The organism is Pseudomonas sp. 8Z, from assembly GCF_902506535.1.
Lineage (GTDB): Bacteria > Pseudomonadota > Gammaproteobacteria > Pseudomonadales > Pseudomonadaceae > Aquipseudomonas.
Genome location: NZ_LR733825.1, coordinates 423472 through 446195 on the forward strand (window position 1 = coordinate 423472; position 22724 = coordinate 446195).

General features: G+C 59.6%; 24 protein-coding genes, 1 tRNA gene and 1 pseudogene. 17 read left to right on the forward strand and 9 right to left on the reverse strand.

The features are described 5' to 3' along the window. Positions 1-21: 21 nt before the first annotated feature. The 4 genes from AERO9A_RS06180 to AERO9A_RS06195 all read right to left on the reverse strand — a co-directional run bounded on the left by AERO9A_RS06180 (position 22) and on the right by AERO9A_RS06195 (position 5591). Positions 22-2853: a valine--tRNA ligase gene (locus tag AERO9A_RS06180; RefSeq protein ID WP_159971052.1), complete on the reverse strand. Its 2832-nt coding sequence runs from the start codon at positions 2851-2853 to the stop codon at positions 22-24. A gap of 177 nt (positions 2854-3030) precedes the next feature. After that, positions 3031-3492, reverse strand: coding sequence for a DNA polymerase III subunit chi (locus AERO9A_RS06185; protein ID WP_159971053.1), 462 nt, complete (start codon positions 3490-3492; stop codon positions 3031-3033). 60 nt (positions 3493-3552) lie between these two features. Beyond that, a complete protein-coding gene (locus tag AERO9A_RS06190) occupies positions 3553-3972 on the reverse strand; it encodes a DNA polymerase III subunit chi (RefSeq protein ID WP_159971054.1) in 420 nt (139 codons plus the stop codon). 131 nt (positions 3973-4103) lie between these two features. Beyond that, complete coding sequence (locus AERO9A_RS06195) at positions 4104-5591, reverse strand: leucyl aminopeptidase (RefSeq protein WP_159971055.1); 1488 nt, start codon at positions 5589-5591, stop codon at positions 4104-4106. A gap of 143 nt (positions 5592-5734) precedes the next feature. On the opposite strand from AERO9A_RS06195, the gene lptF reads away from it, so the two are divergent. Together lptF and lptG are read left to right on the forward strand one after the other, a co-directional pair. Next, the gene (gene lptF / locus AERO9A_RS06200) at positions 5735-6853 is read left to right on the forward strand and encodes an LPS export ABC transporter permease LptF (protein WP_159971056.1); all 1119 of its coding nucleotides are present in this window, start codon (positions 5735-5737) and stop codon (positions 6851-6853) included. Beyond that, positions 6846-7910 carry an LPS export ABC transporter permease LptG gene (gene lptG / locus AERO9A_RS06205; RefSeq protein WP_159971057.1) on the forward strand — a complete coding sequence of 355 codons (1065 nt, stop codon included), beginning with the start codon at positions 6846-6848 and terminating at the stop codon, positions 7908-7910. Before lptF ends, lptG begins: the two co-directional genes overlap by 8 nt. Positions 7911-7969: 59 nt before the next feature. Here the strand turns inward: lptG and AERO9A_RS06210 are convergent, their stop codons facing one another. The 3 genes from AERO9A_RS06210 to AERO9A_RS06220 form a co-directional block, all read right to left on the reverse strand. Continuing rightward, entirely contained in the window at positions 7970-8467 is a 498-nt protein-coding gene (locus AERO9A_RS06210; protein WP_159971058.1) for an RDD family protein, read from the reverse strand. Positions 8468-8566: 99 nt separating this feature from the next. Then, positions 8567-8779, reverse strand: a complete 213-nt coding sequence (locus AERO9A_RS06215; protein WP_159971059.1) for a cold-shock protein — start codon at positions 8777-8779, stop codon at positions 8567-8569. Between the two features lie 273 nt (positions 8780-9052). Further along, on the reverse strand, positions 9053-9322 hold the full coding sequence (locus AERO9A_RS06220; RefSeq protein ID WP_218580129.1) for an FCD domain-containing protein: 270 nt from the start codon (positions 9320-9322) through the stop codon (positions 9053-9055). 71 nt (positions 9323-9393) lie between these two features. On the opposite strand from AERO9A_RS06220, the pseudogene AERO9A_RS06225 reads away from it, so the two are divergent. Further along, a pseudogene (locus AERO9A_RS06225) lies at positions 9394-9546 on the forward strand (aspartate aminotransferase family protein); the annotation flags it as partial. Positions 9547-9652: 106 nt separating this feature from the next. Here AERO9A_RS06225 and AERO9A_RS06230 read toward each other — a convergent pair. Continuing rightward, positions 9653-9737 (reverse strand) — tRNA-Leu (locus AERO9A_RS06230). A 209-nt stretch (positions 9738-9946) separates the two neighbouring features. On the opposite strand from AERO9A_RS06230, the gene AERO9A_RS06235 reads away from it, so the two are divergent. The 7 genes from AERO9A_RS06235 to AERO9A_RS06265 all read left to right on the forward strand — a co-directional run bounded on the left by AERO9A_RS06235 (position 9947) and on the right by AERO9A_RS06265 (position 16885). Beyond that, positions 9947-10738: an ABC transporter substrate-binding protein gene (locus tag AERO9A_RS06235; protein ID WP_256665873.1), complete on the forward strand. Its 792-nt coding sequence runs from the start codon at positions 9947-9949 to the stop codon at positions 10736-10738. Between the two features lie 37 nt (positions 10739-10775). Beyond that, a complete protein-coding gene (gene queA, locus AERO9A_RS06240; protein ID WP_159971060.1) occupies positions 10776-11819 on the forward strand; it encodes a tRNA preQ1(34) S-adenosylmethionine ribosyltransferase-isomerase QueA in 1044 nt (347 codons plus the stop codon). A 20-nt stretch (positions 11820-11839) separates the two neighbouring features. Further along, positions 11840-12955, forward strand: a complete 1116-nt coding sequence (gene tgt, locus AERO9A_RS06245; protein WP_159971639.1) for a tRNA guanosine(34) transglycosylase Tgt — start codon at positions 11840-11842, stop codon at positions 12953-12955. 44 nt (positions 12956-12999) lie between these two features. Beyond that, entirely contained in the window at positions 13000-13332 is a 333-nt protein-coding gene (yajC, locus tag AERO9A_RS06250; RefSeq protein ID WP_159971061.1) for a preprotein translocase subunit YajC, read from the forward strand. Positions 13333-13400: 68 nt separating this feature from the next. Then, positions 13401-15269: a protein translocase subunit SecD gene (secD, locus tag AERO9A_RS06255; RefSeq protein WP_159971062.1), complete on the forward strand. Its 1869-nt coding sequence runs from the start codon at positions 13401-13403 to the stop codon at positions 15267-15269. Positions 15270-15278: 9 nt separating this feature from the next. After that, entirely contained in the window at positions 15279-16196 is a 918-nt protein-coding gene (secF, locus tag AERO9A_RS06260; RefSeq protein WP_159971063.1) for a protein translocase subunit SecF, read from the forward strand. Between the two features lie 146 nt (positions 16197-16342). Continuing rightward, positions 16343-16885, forward strand: coding sequence for a glycine zipper 2TM domain-containing protein (locus AERO9A_RS06265; protein WP_159971064.1), 543 nt, complete (start codon positions 16343-16345; stop codon positions 16883-16885). 55 nt (positions 16886-16940) lie between these two features. Here AERO9A_RS06265 and suhB read toward each other — a convergent pair whose 3' ends face one another. After that, positions 16941-17756 carry an inositol-phosphate phosphatase gene (suhB, locus tag AERO9A_RS06270; protein WP_159971065.1) on the reverse strand — a complete coding sequence of 272 codons (816 nt, stop codon included), beginning with the start codon at positions 17754-17756 and terminating at the stop codon, positions 16941-16943. Between the two features lie 202 nt (positions 17757-17958). Here suhB and trmJ point away from each other — a divergent pair, with 202 nt between their 5' ends. From trmJ to hscB, 7 genes are all read left to right on the forward strand, one after another. Beyond that, complete coding sequence (gene trmJ / locus AERO9A_RS06275; RefSeq protein WP_178111106.1) at positions 17959-18738, forward strand: tRNA (cytosine(32)/uridine(32)-2'-O)-methyltransferase TrmJ; 780 nt, start codon at positions 17959-17961, stop codon at positions 18736-18738. After that, positions 18731-19516: a serine O-acetyltransferase gene (gene cysE / locus AERO9A_RS06280; protein ID WP_159971066.1), complete on the forward strand. Its 786-nt coding sequence runs from the start codon at positions 18731-18733 to the stop codon at positions 19514-19516. Before trmJ ends, cysE begins: the two co-directional genes overlap by 8 nt. A 136-nt stretch (positions 19517-19652) precedes the next feature. Then, on the forward strand, positions 19653-20144 hold the full coding sequence (gene iscR, locus AERO9A_RS06285) for a Fe-S cluster assembly transcriptional regulator IscR (protein ID WP_159971067.1): 492 nt from the start codon (positions 19653-19655) through the stop codon (positions 20142-20144). Between the two features lie 29 nt (positions 20145-20173). Next, positions 20174-21388 (forward strand): IscS subfamily cysteine desulfurase, encoded by a 1215-nt coding sequence (locus AERO9A_RS06290; RefSeq protein ID WP_159971068.1) that lies wholly within the window; start codon positions 20174-20176, stop codon positions 21386-21388. A 73-nt stretch (positions 21389-21461) separates the two neighbouring features. Continuing rightward, positions 21462-21848: a Fe-S cluster assembly scaffold IscU gene (gene iscU / locus AERO9A_RS06295; RefSeq protein ID WP_159971069.1), complete on the forward strand. Its 387-nt coding sequence runs from the start codon at positions 21462-21464 to the stop codon at positions 21846-21848. Positions 21849-21861: 13 nt separating this feature from the next. Beyond that, entirely contained in the window at positions 21862-22185 is a 324-nt protein-coding gene (gene iscA / locus AERO9A_RS06300; protein ID WP_159971070.1) for an iron-sulfur cluster assembly protein IscA, read from the forward strand. A 7-nt stretch (positions 22186-22192) separates the two neighbouring features. Beyond that, positions 22193-22714 (forward strand): co-chaperone HscB, encoded by a 522-nt coding sequence (gene hscB, locus AERO9A_RS06305; RefSeq protein ID WP_159971071.1) that lies wholly within the window; start codon positions 22193-22195, stop codon positions 22712-22714. Positions 22715-22724: the final 10 nt, after the last annotated feature.

Here is a 22724-nt window from a genome sequence, read left to right on the forward strand (position 1 = left end):
TGCAGCGGGAAAATGTGGCGTTTAGAGTGCCGCGATCTTGCCGCGTTGTTCGACCATCTTGGCCAGGGCCTGCTCGGCCTCGGCCAGTTTGGCGCGCTCCTTCTCCAGCACTTCAGCCGGGGCCTTGGCAACGAAACCTTCGTTGCTCAGCTTGCCACCGACGCGTTTGACTTCACCTTCCAGGCGGGCGATTTCCTTGTCCAGGCGCGCCAGTTCGGCGTCCTTGTCGATCAGCCCAGCCATCGGCACCAGCACTTCCATCTCGCCGACCAGAGTGGTGGCGGACATCGGCGCTTCTTCACCGGCACTCAGCACGCGTACCGATTCCAGCTTGGCCAGCTTGTTCAGCAGCGGCTCGAAGTCGGCCAGGCGGCGTTGATCTTCCGCCGAAGCGTTGGCGACGATGATATCGATGCGCTTGGCCATGGAGATCTTCATTTCGCCACGGATCTGCCGTACGCCGAGCATCAGTTGCTTGACCCACTCGATATCGCCTTCGGCGGCAGCGTCGATGCGGCCCTCATTGGCCACCGGCCAGGGTTGCAGCATCAGGGTGTCGCCCTGCACACCGGCCTGGCCCTTGATGCGTTGCCAGATTTCTTCGGTGATGAACGGCATGAACGGATGAGCCAGGCGCAGGATGACTTCCAGCACACGCACCAGGGTGCGGCGGGTGCCGCGCTGACGCTCGATGGGCGCGTTCTCATCCCACAGCACCGGCTTGACCAACTCCAGATACCAGGCGCAGTACTGATCCCAGACGAACTCGTAGAGCGCCTGGGTGGCCAGGTCGAAGCGGAAGGCGTCGAGTTGGCGGGTGACTTCGGCTTCGGTGCGCTGCAGTTGGCTGATGATCCAGCGATCCACCGAGGACAGCTCGACTTCTTCGCCATTCACGCCGGTGTCCTGGCCATCGGTGTTCTCGATGACGAAGTTGGCGGCGTTCCACAGCTTGTTGCAGAAGTTGCGGTAACCCTCGACGCGGCCCATGTCGAACTTCACGTCGCGGCCGGTGGTGGCCAGCGAGCAGAAGGTGAAGCGCAGGGCGTCGGTGCCGTAGCTGGCGATGCCTTCGGGGAACTCGGCCTTGGTCTGCTTGGCGATCTTCTCGGCCAGCTTGGGCTGCATCATGCCGCTGGTGCGTTTGGCTAGCAGCTCGTCGAGGGTGATACCGTCGACGATATCCAGCGGGTCGAGCACGTTGCCCTTGGACTTGGACATCTTCTGCCCCTGGCCGTCGCGCACCAGACCGTGCACGTAGACGGTCTTGAACGGAATCTGCCCGGTCAGGTGAGTCGACAGCATGATCATCCGGGCGACCCAGAAGAAGATGATGTCGAAGCCGGTGACCAGCACGTCGGTGGGGTGGAACGTCTTGAGAAAATCAGTCTGCTGCGGCCAGCCGAGGGTGGAGAAGGTCCACAGGCCGGAGCTGAACCAGGTGTCGAGCACGTCTTCGTCCTGGCGCAGGTTGGCATCGCCGAGGTTGTGCTTGGCACGTACTTCCGCTTCATCACGACCCACGTAGACGTTGCCGGCTTCGTCGTACCAGGCCGGAATGCGGTGGCCCCACCAGAGCTGACGGCTGATGCACCAGTCCTGAATGTCGCGCATCCAACTGAAGTACATGTTCTCGTACTGCTTGGGCACGAACTGGATTTCACCGCTCTCGACCACGGCGATGGCCTTTTCGGCCAGCGGTTTGGTGGAGACGTACCACTGGTCGGTCAGCCACGGCTCGATGATGGTGCCGGAGCGGTCGCCCTTAGGCACTTTCAGCGCGTGGTCTTCGATCTTCTCCAGCAGACCGGCAGCCTCGAAGGCGGCGACGATCTGCTTACGCGCCTCGAAGCGATCCAGACCAGCGAACTGCGCCGGAATGTTGGCTTCGATCTGCTCGTTGACGCTGCCGTCGAGGTTGAACACCTGGGCAGTGGTCAGCACGGCGGCGTTCTTGTCGAAAATGTTGATCAGCGGCAGGTTGTGGCGCTTGCCCACTTCGTAGTCGTTGAAGTCGTGCGCCGGGGTGATCTTCACGCAGCCGGTACCGAATTCCGGGTCGCAGTAATCGTCGGCGATGATCGGGATGCGGCGGCCCAGCAGCGGCAGGTCGACGTAGCTGCCGATCAGCGCCTTGTAGCGCTCGTCTTCCGGGTGCACGGCCACGGCGCTGTCGCCGAGCATGGTTTCCGGGCGGGTGGTGGCGACGATCAGGTAGTCATTGCCTTCGGCGGTTTTCTTGCCGTCGGCCAGCGGGTAACGCAGGTTCCACAGCGAGCCTTTCTCGTCGTGGCTTTCCACTTCGAGGTCGGAGATGGCGGTGTGGAACTTGGTGTCCCAGTTGACCAGACGCTTGCCACGGTAGATCAGGCCGTCGTTGTGCAGACGCACGAAGGCTTCCTTGACCGCTTCAGACAAGCCGTCGTCCATGGTGAAGCGCTCGCGCGACCAGTCCACCGAGCTGCCCAAACGGCGAATCTGTCGGGTGATGGTGCCGCCAGACTGGTTCTTCCACTCCCAGACCTTCTCCAGGAACTTCTCGCGGCCCAGGTCGTGACGACCAATGCCATCGGCGGCTAGCTGGCGCTCTACCACCATCTGCGTGGCGATACCGGCGTGGTCGGTACCCGGTTGCCACAGGGTGTTGCGACCCTGCATGCGACGGAAGCGGATCAGCGCATCCATGATGGCGTTGTTGAAACCGTGACCCATGTGCAGGCTGCCGGTGACATTCGGCGGCGGGATCATGATGGTGTACGGCTCACCGCTACCTTGGGGGGCGAAGTAGTTGTTCTGCTCCCAGTTCTGGTACCAGTTGGATTCGATGGCGTGCGGCTGGTAGGTCTTGTCCATGCGCGGCGGGACCCTTGTGACGGCTGATCGGAAAAGCCGACAAGTATACCGCTTCTCGGTGCCAAGCCATAAGCCTCGGCTGTAGGGCGGGTGCAACCTGTCATTTACGGCGTAGCTGCAGGCAGGCTGATCAGCTCAGTAGGGTGTGTGGAGCCCGCCTTGTACAGCGTGTGTGGATCAGGGTTTGCGCGAAGTCAGCAGGCGCGGCAGGCGTGCTTCGAGGCGGCGCTTGAGTTCGGCCTCGATCTGCGGGACGAAGTCGTCGATCACATCTTGCAGGATCAGTTGTGCGGCAGCGCGCAGTTCACCGTTGAGTTGCTGCAGAGCTCTGGCGCTTTCGTGCAAACGCGGCTCGAGCTGTTCGTGCACCGGGCTTGCGGGTGGCACTACGCTTGTTGACGGCTGCGGCTGCGGCTGCGGCTGCGGCTGCGCGGCTGGCTTGTTGATCTGCGCGGCATTAAATGGCGGCAGCGGGCCAGGTGGGGCGCTGACGATATCCGAGAGCACGGGAATGCTGTCCGGGTCGAGCGAGTCGATCAGCAGCGGTGGTTCACTGTTGCTGTCGTCCAGCAGTTCGCGAATCGACTCCAGGTCGTGCAGCAGTTGAGCGGGTTTTTGCGGAGGTTTGGGGGTGTCCATGACATTCGGCGCAGCAAGGGAAAGGGCAGGGGTGACCTGTGTTGTGAGCGCAGGTAGGGACTAAAGTTCGACGCGTTTGGGATCATACCCGCGCTGGCGATACGCGCGGAAATTCTCGCGGCAGGCGTTCAGCAGCTCGGGCTGCTGGTTGACGATTTCGATGATGCGGGAGAAGCGTTCGACATGTGGTGACAGGCTGCTACCGAGATTGATCAGTACGCCTTGCTCGGCACTGGGCACTTCATCGACGCCCAGCACCACAGGTGATAGCGGTGCATCGCGGTGCAGGTCGTGAGGCACGAAACGCTCGGCCTTGAAGTGCCAGAGCATCTCGTCGAGTTCGCCGCACTGCACCTCGTCGCTGCCGCGCACGAACACCGGCAAGCCGGCGCTCCAGGCTTTGAGCGCTAACTGACAGGCCGCGCGTAGACGACCTTCGGCATCGCTGGAGGAGAGAACGTAGAACTCGATTCTGGGCATTCGGTTTTCAACGGTTGGAAGGTAATGGGCTGGATGTTGTAGGAGTGGATTCATCCGCGAATTCATCGCGAATTCATCGCGAATTATCGCGGCTGAAGCCGCTCCTACAGGGGCATGGCCCGGTTGCAGCATTAGGCCTTGGCGCGATCGAGCAGATACTGGGTCAGCATCGGTACCGGTCGGCCTGTGCCGCCCTTGTCCTTGCCGCCGCTGATCCAGGCGGTGCCGGCGATATCCAGGTGCGCCCAATGGAAGTTCTTGGCAAAGCGCGACAGGAAACAACCGGCGGTAATAGTGCCGGCCTTCGGCCCGCCGATGTTGGCGATGTCGGCGAACGGGCTGTCGAGCTGCTCCTGGTATTCGTCGTACAGCGGCAGTTGCCAGGCGCGGTCGTCGGCTGTTTCACCTGCCTTGAGGATTTGCTTGATCAGCGCGTCGTTATTGCCCATCAAACCGGAAACATTGCTGCCCAGGGCGACGATGCAGGCGCCGGTGAGGGTAGCGATATCGATGACCGCCTGCGGCTTGAAACGCTCGGCGTAGGTCAGGGTGTCGCACAGCACCAGGCGGCCTTCGGCGTCGGTGTTGAGGATCTCCACGGTCTGCCCGCTCATGGTGGTGACGATGTCACCTGGGCGAGTGGCGCGACCGCTGGGCATGTTCTCGGCGCAGGCCAGCAGGCACACCAGGTTGATCGGCAGTTGCAGTTCGAGCACGGCCTTGAGGGTGCCGAACACGCTGGCAGCGCCGCACATGTCGTACTTCATCTCGTCCATGCCGGCGGCCGGCTTGATGCTGATGCCGCCGGTGTCGAAGGTGATGCCTTTACCCACCAGAGCGAAGGGTTTCTCATCCTTCTTGCCGCCCTGGTAGTGCATGACGATCATCCGCGGCGGCTGCTCGCTGCCCTGGGCCACGGCGAGGAAGGCGCCAGCCCCCAGCTCCTTGAGCTTTTTCTCGTCGAGAATTTCTACCTTGAGGTTCTTGTGTGCCTTGCCCAGGGCCTTGGCCTCTTCGGCCAGGTAGCTGGGGTGGCAGAGGTTCGGCGGCAGGTTGCCCAGATCCTTGGTGAAGGCCACGCCACTGGCGATGGCAAGAGCATGCTGCAGGGCGCGCTCGGCATCGGCCTGCTCGGTTTTGTCGACGGCCAGGGTGATTTTCTTCAGCGCACGCGGATCGCTCTTCTTGCTCTTGAACTGTTCGAACAGGTAACTGCCATCGGCCAGGGTTTCGGCGATCAGGCGGGTCTTGCCGTAGGCATCGCGGCCCTTGACCTTGAGCTCGCTGAGGGCGAGCAGGGCATCGCTGCCGCCCAGGCCCTTGAGCACGCCGTGCACGCTGGCAACCAGCTTGCGCAGTTGGCGGTCGGATAGATCGCCCTTTCCGCAGCCCACCAGCAGTACGCGTTCGGCCTTGAGGCCCGGCAGGCTGTGCAGCAGCAGGGTCTGGCCCGGCTTACCGGCGATGTCGCCACGCTTGAGCACGGCACTTAGTGCGCCATTGCTGGCCAGGTCGACAGCCTTGGCGGTATCACTGAGTTTGCGGCCTTCGCCGAGCGTGACGACCAGGGTGGCGGTTTTCAGGGTTTCCGGGCGAGTGCTTTTGACGAGCAATTCCATAATGAGCTGTCCCCAAGACAAATAGTCGGGTTTGACGGATAATGGCCGCCATTTTTCGAGGGCCTGCCCTGTGGCGGGCCGGCAAGTAGGTGCGGCTAGTTTGAGCGTTCGCGCCTGAGCCTGACAACCCTGGAGCGTCCGGTTTGATCGTCTTCCGTTATCTGTCCCGTGAAGTGTTGGTGACCCTCAGTGCGGTGAGTGCCGTGCTGCTGGTGATCATCATGAGTGGTCGTTTCATCAAGTATCTGGCCCAAGCGGCGCAGGGCGTGCTCGATCCGAGCGTGCTGTTTTTGATCATGGGCTACCGGATTCCCGGCTTCCTGCAATTGATTCTGCCGCTGGGCTTGTTCCTCGGGTTTCTGCTGGCCTATGGGCGCATGTATCTCGACAGCGAAATGACCGTGCTGTCGGCCACTGGTGTCAGCCAGCAGCGCTTGACTGTGTACAGCATGGCGCCGGCGCTGGTCGTGGCTTTGCTGGTTGGCTGGTTGAGCATGGGGCTGGCACCGCAAGGTGTGGCTAGCGTCGCGCGGATTCTGAGTGAACAGGATGCCCTGACTGAACTCGATACTCTGGTGCCTGGGCGCTTCCAGTCGCTGCGCGATGGCTCGCGCGTGACCTATTCGCAGGAGCTGTCGCAGGATCGCAGCGAGTTGCGTGGCGTGTTTATGTCGGAGAAGCGCTTCGCCGCCGATGGCCGTTCCCAGCGTGGTATCACGGTGTTGGTGGCTGACAGCGGCCGCCAGGAAATTCGGCCGGACGGCAGCCGTTATCTGATTCTGGAAAACGGCTACCGTTATGACGGTGAGCCGGGGCAGGCCGATTACCGCGCGATTCGCTACGACACTTACGGCGTACTGCTGCCTAAGCCAGAGGTGGCCATCGAGGCCAACGAGCGTGAGGCGATCCCGACCCGCGATTTGTTCGGCAGTGCTGATCCTGTGATGCAAGCCGAGCTGCAGTGGCGCCTGTCTCTGCCGCTGCTGGTCTTCGTGGTCACGCTGCTGGCCGTGCCGTTGTCCAAGGTCAATCCACGGCAGGGCCGCTTTCTCAAACTGCTGCCAGCGATCTTTCTCTATATGGCCTATCTGGGCTTGCTGATCGCCGCCCGTGGCGCGCTCGACAAGGGCAAGCTGCCGCCCGCGCTGGGGTTGTGGTGGGTTCACGTGGTCTTTTTGGGGGTCGGTTTGGCGTTGCTTTATTGGGAGCGTTTGAGCTTGTGGTGGGCCAGTCGTCGTGTGTCGGAGGTGGCCCATGGCTAAGTTGGATCGCTACATCGGTGTGCAGGTGTTTATCGCCATTCTGGCGGTGTTGGGCATTATTCTCGGTTTGGCGATGCTGTTTGCCTTCATCGATGAATTGGGCGACCTGAACAAGGGCGACTATGGCTTGGCTCAGGCACTGTGGTATGTGTTGCTAACCGCGCCGCGCCGGGCTTATGACATGCTGCCGATGGCGGCCTTGATCGGCTGTCTGATCGGCCTCGGCTCGCTGGCCAGTAGCAGCGAGTTGACCATCATGCGTGCGGCGGGTGTGTCCATCGGGCGCATCGTTTGGGCGGTGATGAAGCCCATGCTGGCCTTGCTGTTGGTCGGCATTCTGATCGGCGAGTACGTGGCGCCCTGGAGCGAGAGCCAGGCGCAGACCAGTCGCGCAATCGCTCAGGGCGGTGCCGAGGCGCAAAGCTCCAAGCGCGGCATGTGGCATCGCCAGGGGCAGGAGTACGTGCACATCAACGTCGTGCGCGCCGATGGCGTATTGCTCGGAGTGACCCGTTATCGCTTCGACGACGAGCGCCGCCTGCAGTCCGCCAGCTTTGCCCGGCGTGCCGAGTACAACGATGGGCACTGGTTGCTGCGCAATGTGGAGACTACCCATCTGTACGCCGACCACTCCGAGGTCAGCAAGCAGGATGAAGAGCGCTGGGATATCGAACTCAATCCGCAGTTGCTAGGAACGGTGGTGATGGAGCCGGAGACCCTCTCGGTCACCGGGCTGTGGCAGTACATCCATTACCTGGCGGATCAGGGCTTGAACAATGCCCGTTACTGGCTGGCGTTCTGGAGCAAGGTATTGCAGCCATTGGTCACTGCAGCGCTGGTGTTGATGGCGATTTCCTTCATCTTCGGCCCGCTGCGCTCGGTGACCCTTGGGCAGCGCGTGTTCACCGGTGTGCTGGTGGGCTTCGTATTCCGCATTGCCCAGGATCTTCTGGGGCCGTCCAGCCTGGTGTTCGGTTTTTCGCCGCTGCTGGCGGTGCTGGTGCCGGCCGGTATTTGCGCGCTGGCGGGTGTCTGGTTGTTGCGGCGCGCTGGCTAAGGTTTGCCGATATGAAAAATCCGGTTCTGTGAACCGGCTTTTTTGCATCTGAGTGGTGGTTATTTTTTGTGCGCGTTCTTCGGCAGTTGGACCATGCGACTGTCCGAGTAAATGTCATGCCAGGTACGGCTTTTTTTGTCCCATAGCATCCACAGGAAGCCCAGCCCGGCGAACAGCCAGGAGCCGATGGCGACCACGAAGCGAAGCAGCGCCTGCCATAGGTCGATGGCCGTGCCGTCGGCGTTCTGGATGCGTAGCCCCCAGGCTTGCATGCCGAGTGTCTGGCCGTTGTGCGTCCAGAATTTGGCGAAGAAGCCGAACAAACTCAGCAATACCAGGCTGGCCAGCAGTGGGTCGTGGTCGAGCGCACCGTGTTGCGACATGCTCATCAGCTTTTCGCTGCCATGGATCAGACGCAGGATGCCCTGTTGATAGACGAGCGTGACGACCATCATCAAGGCGACGCAGAGTAGGGCGTCATAAAAGAGGGCGGCCAATCGGCGGATTGGGCCAGCAGTAGGGAAGTCGCCTTGAGGGCGTAGCTGATGTCTCGGCATGATGGGCTCGCTGTAGGTTACTGCGTGCCATTCTAACCGCGACTGTGGGCGGGATATAAAAAACCCCTGATGTCGCCATCAGGGGTTTCTAAGGAAGTCTTAGCTGACTACCTGAACCTTGTCAGCCTGCATGCCTTTCTGGCCTTGCACGGCTTCAAAGCTGACCTTCTGGCCTTCTTTCAGGCTCTTGAAGCCATTGCCTTCGATAGCGCGGAAGTGCACGAACAGATCCGGACCGCTTTCGGGAGTGATGAAGCCGAAGCCTTTCTCGTCGTTGAACCACTTGACGGTGCCGGTTTGACGATTCGACATGTCTTTTTCCTTGAAACTAGTAGTTGATGACAGCCTCAAGCGAAATTGCATAGAGGACTGAGACTGTTGCAAGGAGTAATAGAAGTCGAGCGGGATGTAGCGGATCTGACGATCTGCCGCACCTGAGTCACGATTCACAGCGACCCATGCAAACAGTTTGGTCACTCTACGCTAACTTTTGCGCAATTGCCAACCCCTGAAATGGCGCTGTCAAGTGGCTTTACAGGGAGGCTTTGTTGAACGCATGCAAGCCATGCTCTACGAGACGGGCAGTCAGATCGTTAAGGCTTTGGATTCGCTTCGCTCAATGAATTCGAGCATGGTTTGGTTGCCGTCGAGAATATCTGTGCAGATGGCTTGGCGTGCGCCATCGCCATCCCCGCTCAGCACTCCCCAGTGATGTTTGATAGCCATGTGCTCATTGACGCTGCCGTAGGTCTTGGCGATCAGTGGGGCGGTACGCATCCAGAGGCTGTTGAGAAAACCTTGCAGCAAGGGCATTGCGGCAATCTCGGCCAGGCTGAGCTTCAGGGCTGAAGGCAAGTCATCTCTGTGGATGGCTGCGAGGTTGTCGTGGATGTTCGCTTCAAGCCCATACAACTGCCTCTGGCTGGCGCGTTGTCAATGCCATGCGCGAGCGGGGCGTGCTGATCAGTGCGGCCGGGCCGCTGGAGAATATTCTCAAGATACGCCCGCTGCTGGTGTTCGAGCGCGAGCATGCCGACTTGCTGTTGGAGTGCCTGGATGCGGCCTTGAGTGAAGTCTGACTCACTATTGCTGAGGCGAAGACTTCATGGCTGAAAATAAAAAACCGGCATAAATGCCGGTTCTTTTGTGGCCAGAAACTATCGTAGTAGTTCTTGACTGTATCTGTGGTGCCCCGGGGGAGACTCGAACTCCCACTCCTTTCGAAAACGGATTTTGAATCCGCCGCGTCTACCGATTCCGCCACCGGGGCACATTGGCGGCGCAGTATAGGGATGCGCCTGGCACTGGTCAATCGATGTTGTGAATCGTGTTGCACGGCACATTTTTTTGCGCTGCTGCTACAGGTTGAAATCATGGGGAGTAGGCTCTTGCTTGACTGGTGCGAGTCATGCGGCGCCGATGCGGAGATCATTTATGAGATGGTGCGGACTGTTTGGCCAGCGGCGTGTGAGCAGTTGCTTGTGGCGTGCTCTTTATGGCGTGCTGCTTGGGCTATGCCCGTCCGTACTGATGGCGGCTGACGATACGCTCACGTATGCCGTGACTGATGAGAGCTGGGCGCCTTATTGGATTGTTCAGGACGGACGTGTCGAAGGTGTTTTGCAGGATGTCATGCTGGCCTTGCGTGAGCGTGTACCCGTAAGGCTTGAAGCTAGTCATCCTTTGCCGCCCTTGCGAGCGCAGAAGCTGTTTCGCGAGGGGCGGCTGCAGATTGAGTGCTGTGTGAGTCGCGCTTGGCGTTCCGCCCCGAGGCAGACCGAGGTATCGCTTTGGTCGATACCTGTGCTGGAGGCTCAGGAAATGTTGTTGTTTGCGCCAGGCAGAGCCTTCCCGTTTAGCAGGCTCGAAGACTTGCAAGGGCGATCGATTGCGACGGTTCGCGGTTATGGTTATGTCGGCAGTGAATACTTCCAGCGCCGCGATGTCGCGGACACCATGGCGCTGATCTATAACGTCGCGCAGGGACGCAGTGATGCGGGAATTGTCGATCGCCTGGAGTGGAGTTACCTGCGTCGCCATCGGGCGCAGTTCGACATGCCGCAATGGCAGGTTGAGGAGGGGCCGCTGATTAACCAATCCGAATTGCGCATACGCCTGCATCGTGATCAAGCGCAATGGTTGGGCGCCTTGAACAGGGCAATCGCGAGCCTGCATAAAGATGGCAGCATGGCGCGTATTCTTGCGCGCTACCTGTCGCCGCAGGATCTCGAGGAGCAGGCGCACATGGCTGCCAAGGGCGAAATCCGGTAAGCTTCGCCGCCCTGCAGAATCACTCCCTCGTCCATCCATGCGTGTTACCGACTTTCATTTCGACCTTCCAGAGGCGTTGATCGCCCGCCATCCGCTCGCTGAGCGCCGTGCCAGTCGCCTATTGCAGCTCGATGGCCCCAGTGGTGAGTTGCGTCATGGCCAGTTCACCGATCTGCTGGCGCAATTGCGCGCCGACGATTTGATGGTGTTCAACAACACGCGGGTAATTCCGGCGCGTCTGTTTGGCCAGAAAGCATCTGGTGGCCGCCTGGAAGTTTTGGTCGAGCGCGTACTCGATCAGTACCGAGTGCTGGCGCATGTACGAGCCAGCAAGTCGCCCAAACCAGGTTCGAGCATCCTGATCGAGGGCGGAGGTGAGGCCGAAATGGTGGCTCGCCATGACGCCTTGTTCGAGCTGCGTTTCGCTGAGCCGGTACTGCCGCTGCTGGAGCGCGTCGGCCATATGCCGCTGCCACCGTATATCGATCGCCCGGATGACGAGGCTGATCGCGAGCGCTACCAGACGGTGTATGCGCAGAAAGCGGGGGCCGTCGCGGCGCCTACTGCGGGCTTGCACTTCGATGACGAGATGCTGGCAGCGATTCGCGCCAAGGGCGTGGAAACTGCCTTTGTCACCCTGCATGTCGGGGCTGGGACGTTCCAGCCGGTGCGCGTCGAGCGTATCGAAGACCATCACATGCACAGTGAGTGGCTAGAGGTCGACCAGGACGTGGTCGATGCCGTTAGCGCCTGTCGTGCTCGGGGCGGGCGTGTGATCGCCGTTGGCACCACCAGCGTGCGTTCGCTGGAGACGGCGGCACGCGATGGCGAGCTCAAGCCCTTTAGTGGTGATACCGATATCTTTATCTACCCCGGCAGGCCCTTCCACGTGGTCGATGCCTTGGTCACCAACTTCCATCTACCGGAGTCGACCTTGCTGATGCTGGTGTCGGCTTTCGCCGGTTATGCCGAAACCATGGCGGCCTATCGCGAGGCTGTGGCGCAGGGCTACCGCTTTTTCAGTTACGGTGATGCCATGTTTATCACCCGCAATCCCGCTGCACGCGGGCCCGAGGCTTGAGTATGTCGCGCACCTGTCGCATGTCCTTCGAATTGCTGGCTACCGACGGCAAGGCTCGTCGTGGTCGTCTGACTTTCCCGCGAGGCGTAGTGGAAACCCCGGCGTTCATGCCAGTGGGTACTTATGGCACGGTCAAGGGCATGTTGCCGCGCGACATCGAGGGTATCGGCGCGCAGATCATTCTCGGCAATACCTTCCACCTGTGGCTGCGCCCAGGCATGGAGGTGATCAAGAAACATGGCGACCTGCATGACTTCATGCAATGGAAGGGGCCGATCCTCACCGACTCCGGTGGTTTCCAGGTCTTCAGCCTGGGGGCGATGCGCAAGATCAAGGAAGAGGGCGTGTACTTCGCCTCGCCGGTCGATGGCGCCAAGGTATTCATGGGGCCGGAAGAGTCAATGCAGGTGCAGCGTGACCTGGGCTCGGACATCGTGATGATCTTCGATGAATGCACGCCGTATCCGGCTGAGTTCGATGTGGCCAAGCGCTCCATGGAGCTGTCGCTACGTTGGGCCAAGCGCTCCAAGGTTGCTCATGGCGAAAGTACGGCTGCGCTGTTCGGTATCGTCCAGGGCGGCATGCATGAAGAGTTGCGTATGCGCTCGCTCGAAGGGCTGTGCGAAATCGGTTTCGACGGCCTGGCCATTGGCGGGCTGTCGGTCGGCGAGCCGAAGGAAGAGATGATCCGCGTGCTCGACTTCCTGCCGCCACAGATGCCAGCCGACAAGCCGCGCTACCTGATGGGTGTTGGCAAGCCGGAGGATTTGGTCGAGGGCGTACGCCGTGGCGTGGATATGTTCGACTGTGTGATGCCGACGCGTAATGCGCGCAATGGCCACCTGTTTATCGATACCGGCGTGGTGAAGATCCGTAACGCTGTGCACAAGCACGACGACTCGCCGCTGGATCCGACCTGCGACTGTTACACCTGCACAAACTTCTCTCGCGCTTATCTGCATCATCTGGACAAATGCGGCGAAATGCTCGGTAGCATGCTCAATACCATCCATAACTTGCGGCATTATCAGCGGGTTATGGCTGGTTTGCGTGAGGCTATCGGACAGGGTACATTGGCCGCCTTTGTCGAAACCTTCTATGCCAAGCGTGGCCTGCCTGTGCCGCCGCTGGACTGATCCCTTTACGATTCCAAGAAGTCCTTTTCCATTAGGAGTGTTACATGAGCTTTTTCATCCCCGCTGCCTACGCTGACACCGCTGCGGCTGTTGGCCCTGCCAGCACTGGTTTCGAGTGGGTGTTCCTGGTTGGTTTCCTGGTCATCTTCTATTTGATGATCTGGCGTCCTCAGGCCAAGCGCGCCAAAGAGCACAAAAACCTGCTCGGTGGTCTGCAAAAAGGCGACGAGGTCGTGACCAACGGTGGTATCGCCGGCAAGGTCACCAAGGTTGCTGATGACTTCGTCGTCGTTGAGGTCTCCGATAACGTCGAGCTGAAGTTCCAGAAGCAAGCCATCGCCGCGACGCTGCCCAAGGGCACGCTGAAAGCCATCTGATCCGGTTCTTAGTTTTCCACTCGACGGGGCGCTTTTAGCGCCCCGCGTCTTAGGCGGGCGTCTCGTTCATGCTCAATAAATACCCTCTGTGGAAGTACCTGCTGATCACTGCCGTCCTGGCGGTGGGGTTGGTGTACTCCATTCCTAATCTTTACCCGGACGATCCGGCTGTGCAGATCAGTGGTGCCAGCTCGGCGCTGACTATCGAGCAGACCGATCTCGACCGTGCCAGTAAGGCGCTGCAGGATGCGGGCATTCAGGTCAAGGCCGCGAGCCTCAGTGAAAACGGCCGTGGTGGCTTGCTTCGTCTGACCAAGCAGGATGATCAACTGCCAGCCAAGGATGTGGTGCGCCGTGTACTTGGTGATGACTACGTGGTGGCCCTGAACTTGGCGCAGACCACGCCGCAGTGGTTGCGCAATCTGGGCGCTAGCCCGATGAAGCTGGGGCTGGACCTTTCCGGTGGTGTGCACTTCCTGCTGGAAGTCGACATGGAGAAGGCGCTGGATGTTCGGCGCAAGGTCTATGAAGGCGAGATCAAGAGCCTGTTGCGCAAGGAGCGCGTGCGTTATCGCAGTATGCCGGAAAGCAATGGCCGCATTCAGCTCGGCTTTGCCGACAGCGAGGCGCTGGACAAGGCTGAGAGCTTGATTCGCAAGGATTACCAAGATTTCGAGCTGAGCACCGTCGAGCGCGGTGGTCAGCAGGTGCTGCAACTGGCTCTGACTCAGGCGAAGGTCGCCGAGATTCGTGAATATTCGATCAAGCAGAACCTGACCACCGTACGCAATCGCGTCAACGAGCTGGGTGTTGCCGAGCCTCTGGTACAGCGTCAGGGCGCCAACCGCATCGTGGTCGAGCTGCCGGGCGTGCAGGACACTGCCGAGGCCAAGCGTATTCTCGGCAAAACGGCCAACCTGGAGTTTCGCTTGCAGGCCGCGGCCGATGCTTCTCGGGCATCGACCGAGACATTCGAGTTCCGCGAGGCGGGTCGACCTCCCGTTCAGCTTGAGCGTGAACTGATCATCACGGGTGATCAGGTGACCGATGCGCAGGCAAGTTTCGATGAAAATGGTCGTCCGCAGGTCAATATCCGCCTCGATGGCCATGGCGGTGACCTGATGAACCGTGCCACTCGCAATAATGTCGGGCGCAGCATGGCGGTGGTGTTCATCGAGCAGAAACCGGTGACGCGTTACGTGCGTCAGACCGTGGACGGTGTCGAGCAGGAAGTGGCCGTACCGTCGTTCGTCGAAGAGAAGAAGATCATCAGTCTGGCGACCATTCAGTCGGCGCTGGGCAGTCAGTTCCGCATTACTGGTCTCAATGGTCAGGGCGAGTCCTCCGAGCTGGCGTTGCTGCTGCGCGCCGGTGGTCTGGCGGCGCCGATGTACTTCGCCGAAGAACGCACCATCGGCCCGAGCCTGGGTGCTGAGAACATTGCCAAGGGTATTGCGTCCACCGAGTGGGCAATGGTCTTCGTAGCGGTGTTCATCGTGGCTATCTACCGTTTCTTCGGTGTACTAGCGGCGGTTGCTCTGGCGTTCAACCTGGTGTTGCTGGTTGGTCTGATGTCGGCCATTGGTGCGACCCTGACCTTGCCGGGTATCGCCGGCATCGTGCTGACTCTGGGTATGGCGGTGGACGCCAACGTGCTGATCTTCTCGCGCATACGCGAAGAGTTGGCCAACGGTCTGCCTGTGCAGCGAGCTTTGCATGAAGGTTTCGACCGAGCTTTCTCGGCGATTCTCGACAGTAACCTGACCACACTGCTGGTCGGCGGCATTCTGTTCGCCATGGGTACCGGGCCGGTTAAGGGCTTCGCTGTCACCATGTCCATCGGCATCATCACTTCGATGTTCACGGCCATCATGTTCACCCGTGGCATGGTCAACCTGATCTTCGGTGGCCGTAACATCAAGAAGCTGTGGATCTGAGGTGCAGCCATGATCAAGTCAACCATTCGTTTCATGGCGGTGCGCAACATCGCCTTCGGCATGACCGTTGTGCTCACGCTGATCGGTCTTGGCGCATTGTTCGCCAAGGGCCTCAACTTTGGTCTGGATTTCACTGGCGGCACGCTCATCGAGCTGCAGTATGAGCAGGCGGCCAACCTCGATCAGATCAAGACCGAACTGGTGCAGGCCGGTTATACCGATGCTGTGGTGCAGAACTTCGGCGCCAGTACTGACGTGCTGGTGCGTTTGGCAGGTGACTCCCCGGATCTGGGTAATCAGGTTGCGGCTGCATTGCGCAAGGCTGACGGTGTCGCCCAGTTCGAGGTCAAGCGCGTAGAGTTCGTCGGCCCGCAGGTTGGTGAAGAGCTGCGTGATAAAGGCGGTATCGCCATGCTGCTGGCGCTCGGTGGTGTGCTGCTGTACCTGGCTTTCCGTTTCCAGTGGAAGTTCGGTCTGGGCGCTATCGCCTCGCTGGTGCATGACGTCATTATCACTCTCGGTGTGCTGGCGTTCTTTCAGGTGCCGTTCGACCTGACGGTGCTGGCGGCGGTGCTGGCGATGATCGGTTACTCGCTCAACGACACCATCATCATCTATGACCGTATCCGCGAGAACTTCCGTATGTTGCGCAAGGCATCGCTGATCGAGAACATCGATATTTCGGTTACCCAGACGTTGCTGCGTACCATCGCGACCTCGCTTTCTACTGCCCTGGCGCTACTGGCACTACTGTTCTTCGGTGGTGATGTGCTGGCGGGCTTTGCCCTAACACTGCTGATTGGTGTCGTGGTCGGTACTTACTCTTCGGTCTACATTGGTGCGGTGGTGCTGGTGTGGACGAAGCTGAGTGTCGAGGATCTGATTCCGCCTGCAGTCGAGGCTGAGGCCGACGACGGGCGGCCTTGATCGCCCTGATCCTGTGCCCGTAAGTGGCACTTTGTGATCGAGTTCGTGAAACATGATGAAGGCCACGACTAGTCGAACTTGTCGTGGCCTTTTGCTGTCTTAGGCAGGGAGAAAGGCGCAAGACGCCATGCTAGGAGACAATGATCATGAACAAGTCGATGTTGGCGGGTGCCGTACTGGGTGCTGTTGGTGTAACGGCGGGTGGGGCGGTTGCCACTTACAGCCTTGTGGATCGCGGCCCATCTTATGCGCAGGTGCTGGCGGTTACGCCGGTCAAGGAAACCATCAATACGCCGCGTGAGGTTTGCAAGGATGTAGCCGTAACGCGTCAGCGTCCGGTGCAAGACCAGCATCAGATTGCGGGTACGGCTATTGGCGCTATTGCTGGCGGCCTGCTGGGTAATCAGATTGGTGGCGGCAACGGCAAGAAGATCGCTACCGTGGCTGGCGTTGTGGGTGGTGGCTATGCCGGCAACAAGATTCAGGAAGGTATGCAGCAACGTGACACCTACACCACGACCGAAACTCGCTGCAATACGGTGACCGATACCACCGAGAAAGTGGTTGGTTATGACGTGAAGTATCAGTTGGGTGAGAGCGTCGGCAATGTGCGTATGGACCGCGATCCGGGCGGTCAGATTCCGGTGGACAAAAATGGCCAGTTGGTGATGGCGCAGCAGGCGCAGTAAATTCGATGCAATAAAAAACGCCCTTCGGGGCGTTTTTTATTGGGGCGAGTCGCGCTTAGCGTTTCATTGATGGCGGCAGGTGCGGCTGGATTGCCGTGAGCACGGCCTTGAAGCATTTGGTGTTGCCGGCGACGATCTGGCCTTTTTCGAGGAACTCGTGTCCGCCGGTGAAATCGCTCACCAGGCCGCCCGCTTCCTGAATCAGCAGGGCGCCTGCTGCCATGTCCCACTCGGACAGGCCAAATTCCCAGAAGGCATCGAAACGCCCGGCGGCAACATAGGCCAGATCCAGGCTGGCGGCGCCTGCGCGGCGAATGCCGGCGGTTTGCCCGGTCAGGCTGCGGAACATGCCCAGATAGTTTTCCAGGTGGTCGAGTTGGCCGTCACGGAAGGGAAAACCGGTGCCCAGCAGGGCGCCTTCCAGGCTCTTGCGGTTGCTAACGCGCAGGCGGCGGCCATTGAGGGCGGCGCCGCGGCCACGGCTGGCGGTAAATTCTTCCTGGCGCACAGGGTCGAGAACGATGGCGTGTTCGAGGCGGCCGCGATATTTGCAGGCGATGCTGATGGCGAAGTGGGGGACGCCGCGGATGAAGTTGGTGGTGCCATCCAGCGGGTCGATGATCCATTGGTAGTCGGCGCCGTCGCCGCTACCTTCCAGTGCGCCGCCTTCCTCGCCCAGGAAACTGTGGGTTGGATAGGCCTTGCGGATGGCCTGGACGATCATCAGTTCGGCGGCCTTGTCGACTTCTGTGACGTAATCCTTGGCATCCTTCTCGTCGACCGAGATGACATCCAGGCGCTCGATCGAGCGAAAGATCATTTCACCGGCGCTGCGGGCGGCGCGCAGGGCGATATTCAGCATGGGCTGCATGGGGCGGTTCACCTGGGGCTTTAAAGAAAGCCGATCATGTTAGCAGAAAACCTTGGTCGATGAAGCGCCGCCTGTAGCCTGCTATGCCGAAGTTGGTTCAGGGTTGTTGTGTGCGTGAAGGGCGGTGGCCGTTCAGCATGACAATGAAGCTTTGGCTTCGGTAAGATCGTTGCCCCTTTTGCTTGTGTGGATGGTTTTGGCCGTGCTGGAAAGAATTCGTGTTGTGCTGGTCGGCACCAGTCATCCGGGAAATATCGGCGGCGCTGCACGGGCAATGAAGAATATGGGGCTATCGCGGCTGGTGCTGGTTGCGCCGGAAGATTTTCCCAGTGGTGATGCTGTGGCCCGCGCCTCGGGAGCTACCGACATACTCGATGCTGCGCAGGTGGTTGAGACGCTCGAGGATGCTCTGGTGGGCTGCACATTGGTGGTTGGCACCAGTGCGCGGGATCGTCGTATTCCCTGGCCGATGCTTGATCCGCGTGAATGCGGAGTGGTGAGTTGCGAGCAGGCAGCGGCCGGTGGTGAAGTGGCGCTGGTGTTCGGTCGTGAGTACGCCGGCCTGACCAACGAAGAGCTGCAGCGATGTCAGTATCACGTGCACATTCCATCCAATCCTGACTTCAGTTCGCTCAATCTTGCGGCTGCGGTGCAGGTGCTGAGTTACGAAGTGCGTATGGCCTGGTTGGCGGTGCAGCAATTGCCGACCAAAGTGGCGAAGCTGGAAACCACGGCGATGCTCAATACACAGTTGGCGACGGCGGACGAGTTGGAGTCCTACTATGTGCATCTGGAGCGCGCGCTGGTTGCGATTGGCTTTCTCGACCCGGAGAAGCCGCGGCACCTGATGAGTCGTCTGCGTCGCTTGTATGGGCGCAGTGATGTGAGCAAGTTGGAAATGAATATTCTGCGCGGCATCCTAACCGAAACCGAGAAGGCGGCGCGCGGCGAGCACCACAAGCGGGGAAAAACAGATGTTTGAGCGCATGCGAGAAGATATCCAGAGCGTGTTTCATCGAGATCCGGCGGCGCGTAATGCCTTTGAGGTGGTGACCTGCTATCCAGGATTGCATGCGGTTTGGCTGCATCGGGTTGCGCATGTGCTGTGGAGTTCGGGTTGGAAGTGGCTGGCGCGGGTTGTCTCCAACTTTGGGCGCTGGATGACCGGGATCGAGATTCACCCTGGCGCCAAGATCGGGCGGCGTTTTTTCATCGATCATGGCATGGGTATCGTGATTGGTGAGACCGCTGAGATTGGCAACGATGTCACGCTTTATCAGGGGGTTACTCTGGGGGGCACTAGCTGGAACAAAGGTAAGCGCCATCCGACTCTGGAGGACGGTGTCGTCGTCGGCGCTGGTGCCAAGGTGCTGGGGCCTTTCACGGTGGGTGCGGGGGCTAAGATTGGCTCGAATGCCGTGGTGACTAAGGCGGTTCCTGCTGGTGCTACTGCGGTAGGGATTCCGGGCAAGATCATCGTCAAGTCCGATAACGAGCAAGAGGCCAAGCGTCAGGCTATGGCTGAGAAAATTGGCTTTGATGCGTACGGTGTTAGCCAGGACATGCCTGATCCTGTGGCGCGTGCTATTGGCCAGTTGCTTGATCACCTGCATGCGGTCGATGGGCGTTTGGAGGGTATGTGCAAGGCGCTGACGGGGCTGGGAAGTGATTATTGCGCCAAGGATCTTCCAGTGTTGAGGGACGAGGATTTTGCCGGTGTCTGCAAGGATCAGCCGGTCGATGACAAGCCTGCGGCGTGATGCGTGGTGGGGTGGCCTCTGCTATCATGCTGCCTCCGTTCGTGATCAATTCCGAGTGAATCAATAGGTCTTATAGTTGACTTAAATACTCGGAAATCGCATACTTCGCCGCATTCAAGTAACTCGTGGTAGAGCCATGCGACTGACTACCAAAGGCCGTTATGCAGTTACGGCCATGCTCGATCTGGCGTTGCATGCGCAGCGCGGTCCTGTATCTCTCGCCGATATATCCGAGCGACAAGGCATATCCCTGTCTTATCTGGAGCAGCTATTCGCCAAATTGCGCCGTGGCAATCTGGTTTCTAGTGTGCGTGGACCGGGAGGTGGCTATCAGTTGTCACGCGATATGGGTGGGATTCAGGTCGCGCAGGTGATTGACGCTGTCAATGAATCGGTCGATGCCACGCGCTGCCAGGGGCAGGGTGATTGTCACTCCGGCGATACCTGTCTGACGCATCATTTGTGGTGCGATCTCAGTCAGCAGATTCATGAGTTCCTCAGTGGCATCAGCCTGGCCGACCTGGTCGCGCGTCATGAGGTGCAGGAAGTCGCGTCGCGCCAAGATCAGCGCCGCTGCACGGGTGCGTCAGCGCGCCTGGATAAGATTGAAGCGTCCGCCATCGAGTGAGCAGGGCGTTGCCTGATAGGAGAAACCCAATGAAATTGCCGATCTATCTTGATTATTCCGCTACCACGCCGGTTGATCCGCGCGTGGCGCAGAAGATGAGCGACTGCCTGTTGGTCGATGGCAACTTCGGTAACCCGGCTTCGCGCTCTCACGTCTTTGGCTGGAAGGCTGAGGAAGCCGTGGAGAATGCCCGTCGCCAGGTTGCCGAGCTGGTCAACGCTGACCCGCGTGAGATTGTCTGGACTAGCGGTGCTACCGAGTCCGACAACTTGGCCATCAAGGGCGTTGCGCACTTCTACAGCAGTAAGGGCAAGCACATCATCACCTCGAAGATCGAGCACAAAGCCGTGCTGGATACGACTCGCCAGCTTGAGCGTGAAGGTTTCGAGGTCACTTATCTGGAACCCGGCGAAGACGGCCTGATCACGTCGGCCATGGTCGAAGCTGCGCTGCGTGAAGACACCGTTCTGGTGTCGCTCATGCACGTCAACAACGAAATCGGCACCATCAACGACATCGCTGCCATTGGTGAGCTGACTCGCTCTCGTGGTGTGCTGCTGCATGTCGATGCTGCGCAGTCTACCGGCAAGGTTGAGATCGATCTGGAGAAGATGAAGGTCGATCTTATGTCCTTCTCCGCGCACAAAACCTATGGCCCGAAGGGTGTCGGTGCGCTGTACGTGCGCCGCAAGCCGCGCGTACGCCTGGAAGCGCAGACTCATGGCGGTGGTCACGAGCGTGGTATGCGTTCCGGCACTTTGGCCACCCATCAGTGCGTTGGTATGGGTGAGGCCTTCCGTATCGCTAAAGAGGAAATGGCTGCCGAGAATCAGCGTATCGTCGCGCTGCGCGACCGTTTCTACCGCCAGCTCGAGAGCATGGAAGAGTTGTACGTTAACGGCAGCCTGACTGCACGTGTACCGCATAACCTGAATCTGAGCTTCAACTACGTCGAGGGCGAGTCGCTGATCATGGCGCTCAAGGATCTGGCTGTATCGTCCGGTTCCGCCTGTACCTCGGCCTCGCTGGAGCCGTCCTACGTGTTGCGTGCGCTGGGTCGTAACGACGAGTTGGCGCACAGTTCGATTCGTTTCACGTTCGGCCGTTTTACCACTGAGGAAGATGTCGACTACGCCGCTGCCAAGGTTCGTGAGGCCGTGGACAAGCTGCGCGAGTTGTCGCCTCTGTGGGATATGTTCAAAGAAGGTGTCGACCTTTCCACCGTGGAATGGGCAGCACACTAAAAAGCTGCCAGGGCGGATCGCTCGCTAGGCGGTCTGCCTGAAGAGCGGCACCTGATGAGAGAGGAAGTTCAGCATGGCATACAGTGATAAGGTCATCGATCATTACGAAAATCCGCGTAATGTCGGCAAAATGAATGCGGAAGATCCGGATGTCGGCACTGGCATGGTCGGTGCGCCGGCTTGTGGTGACGTGATGCGTCTGCAGATCAAGGTCAACGAAAGTGGTGTTATCGAAGACGCCAAATTCAAGACCTATGGCTGTGGTTCGGCCATCGCCTCTAGCTCCCTGGCCACCGAGTGGATGAAGGGTAAGACTCTGGATGAGGCTGAGAGCATCAAGAACACCCAGCTCGCCGAAGAGCTGGCCCTGCCGCCAGTGAAAATCCACTGCTCGGTGCTCGCCGAAGACGCTATCAAGGCGGCTGTGCGCGACTACAAGCAGAAGAAAGGCTTGCTTTAACACGAGGTGCGGAATGGCTATCACCATGACTGAAGCAGCGGCCCGCCACGTTCAGCGCTCTATCGAAGGGCGTGGTAAGGGTGAGGGCATTCGCCTTGGTGTGCGTACCACGGGGTGCTCTGGCCTGGCCTATGTTCTTGAGTTCGTCGATGAGCTGGCGGCTGAGGATCAGGTGTTCGAGAATCACGGCGTTAAGGTGATCATTGATCCGAAAAGTTTGGCTTATCTCGACGGAACCGAGCTGGATTTCGTCAAAGAAGGCTTGAACGAAGGCTTCAAGTTCAATAACCCCAACGTGCGTGGCGAATGCGGCTGCGGCGAAAGCTTCAACGTCTGAGGTTTGCGTGGGTAAACCCTGTCATTTCGCGTTGTTCGACCTGCAGCCGGCTTTTCGTGTAGACCTTGATCAGTTGGGTGTTCGCTATCGTGAGCTGGCGCGTCAGGTGCATCCTGATCGATTCGCTGACGCCGAAGAGCGCGAGCAGCGCCTGGCGTTGGAGCGCTCGGCGAGCCTCAATGAAGCCTATCAGGTGCTCAGGAGTCCCTCTCAGAGGGCGCGTTATCTGCTGACCTTGCGTGGCGGTGATGTGCCGCTGGAGGTTACGGTGCAGGATCCAGATTTTCTCATGCAGCAGATGCAGTGGCGTGAGGAGCTTGAGGAGCTGCAGGATGAGGCGGATATCGATGGCGTGATCCCCTTTAAGCGTCGGCTCAAGAGCGCCCAGGATGAACTGGGCGAGCGTTTTGCCGAATGTTGGGATGACGAGGGTCGTCGGCATGAGGCTGAGCGCCTAATGCGGCGCATGCAGTTCCTCGACAAGCTGTCTCATGAAGTGCGCCAGTTGGAAGAGCGCCTCGACGACTAACCGTGGGTTG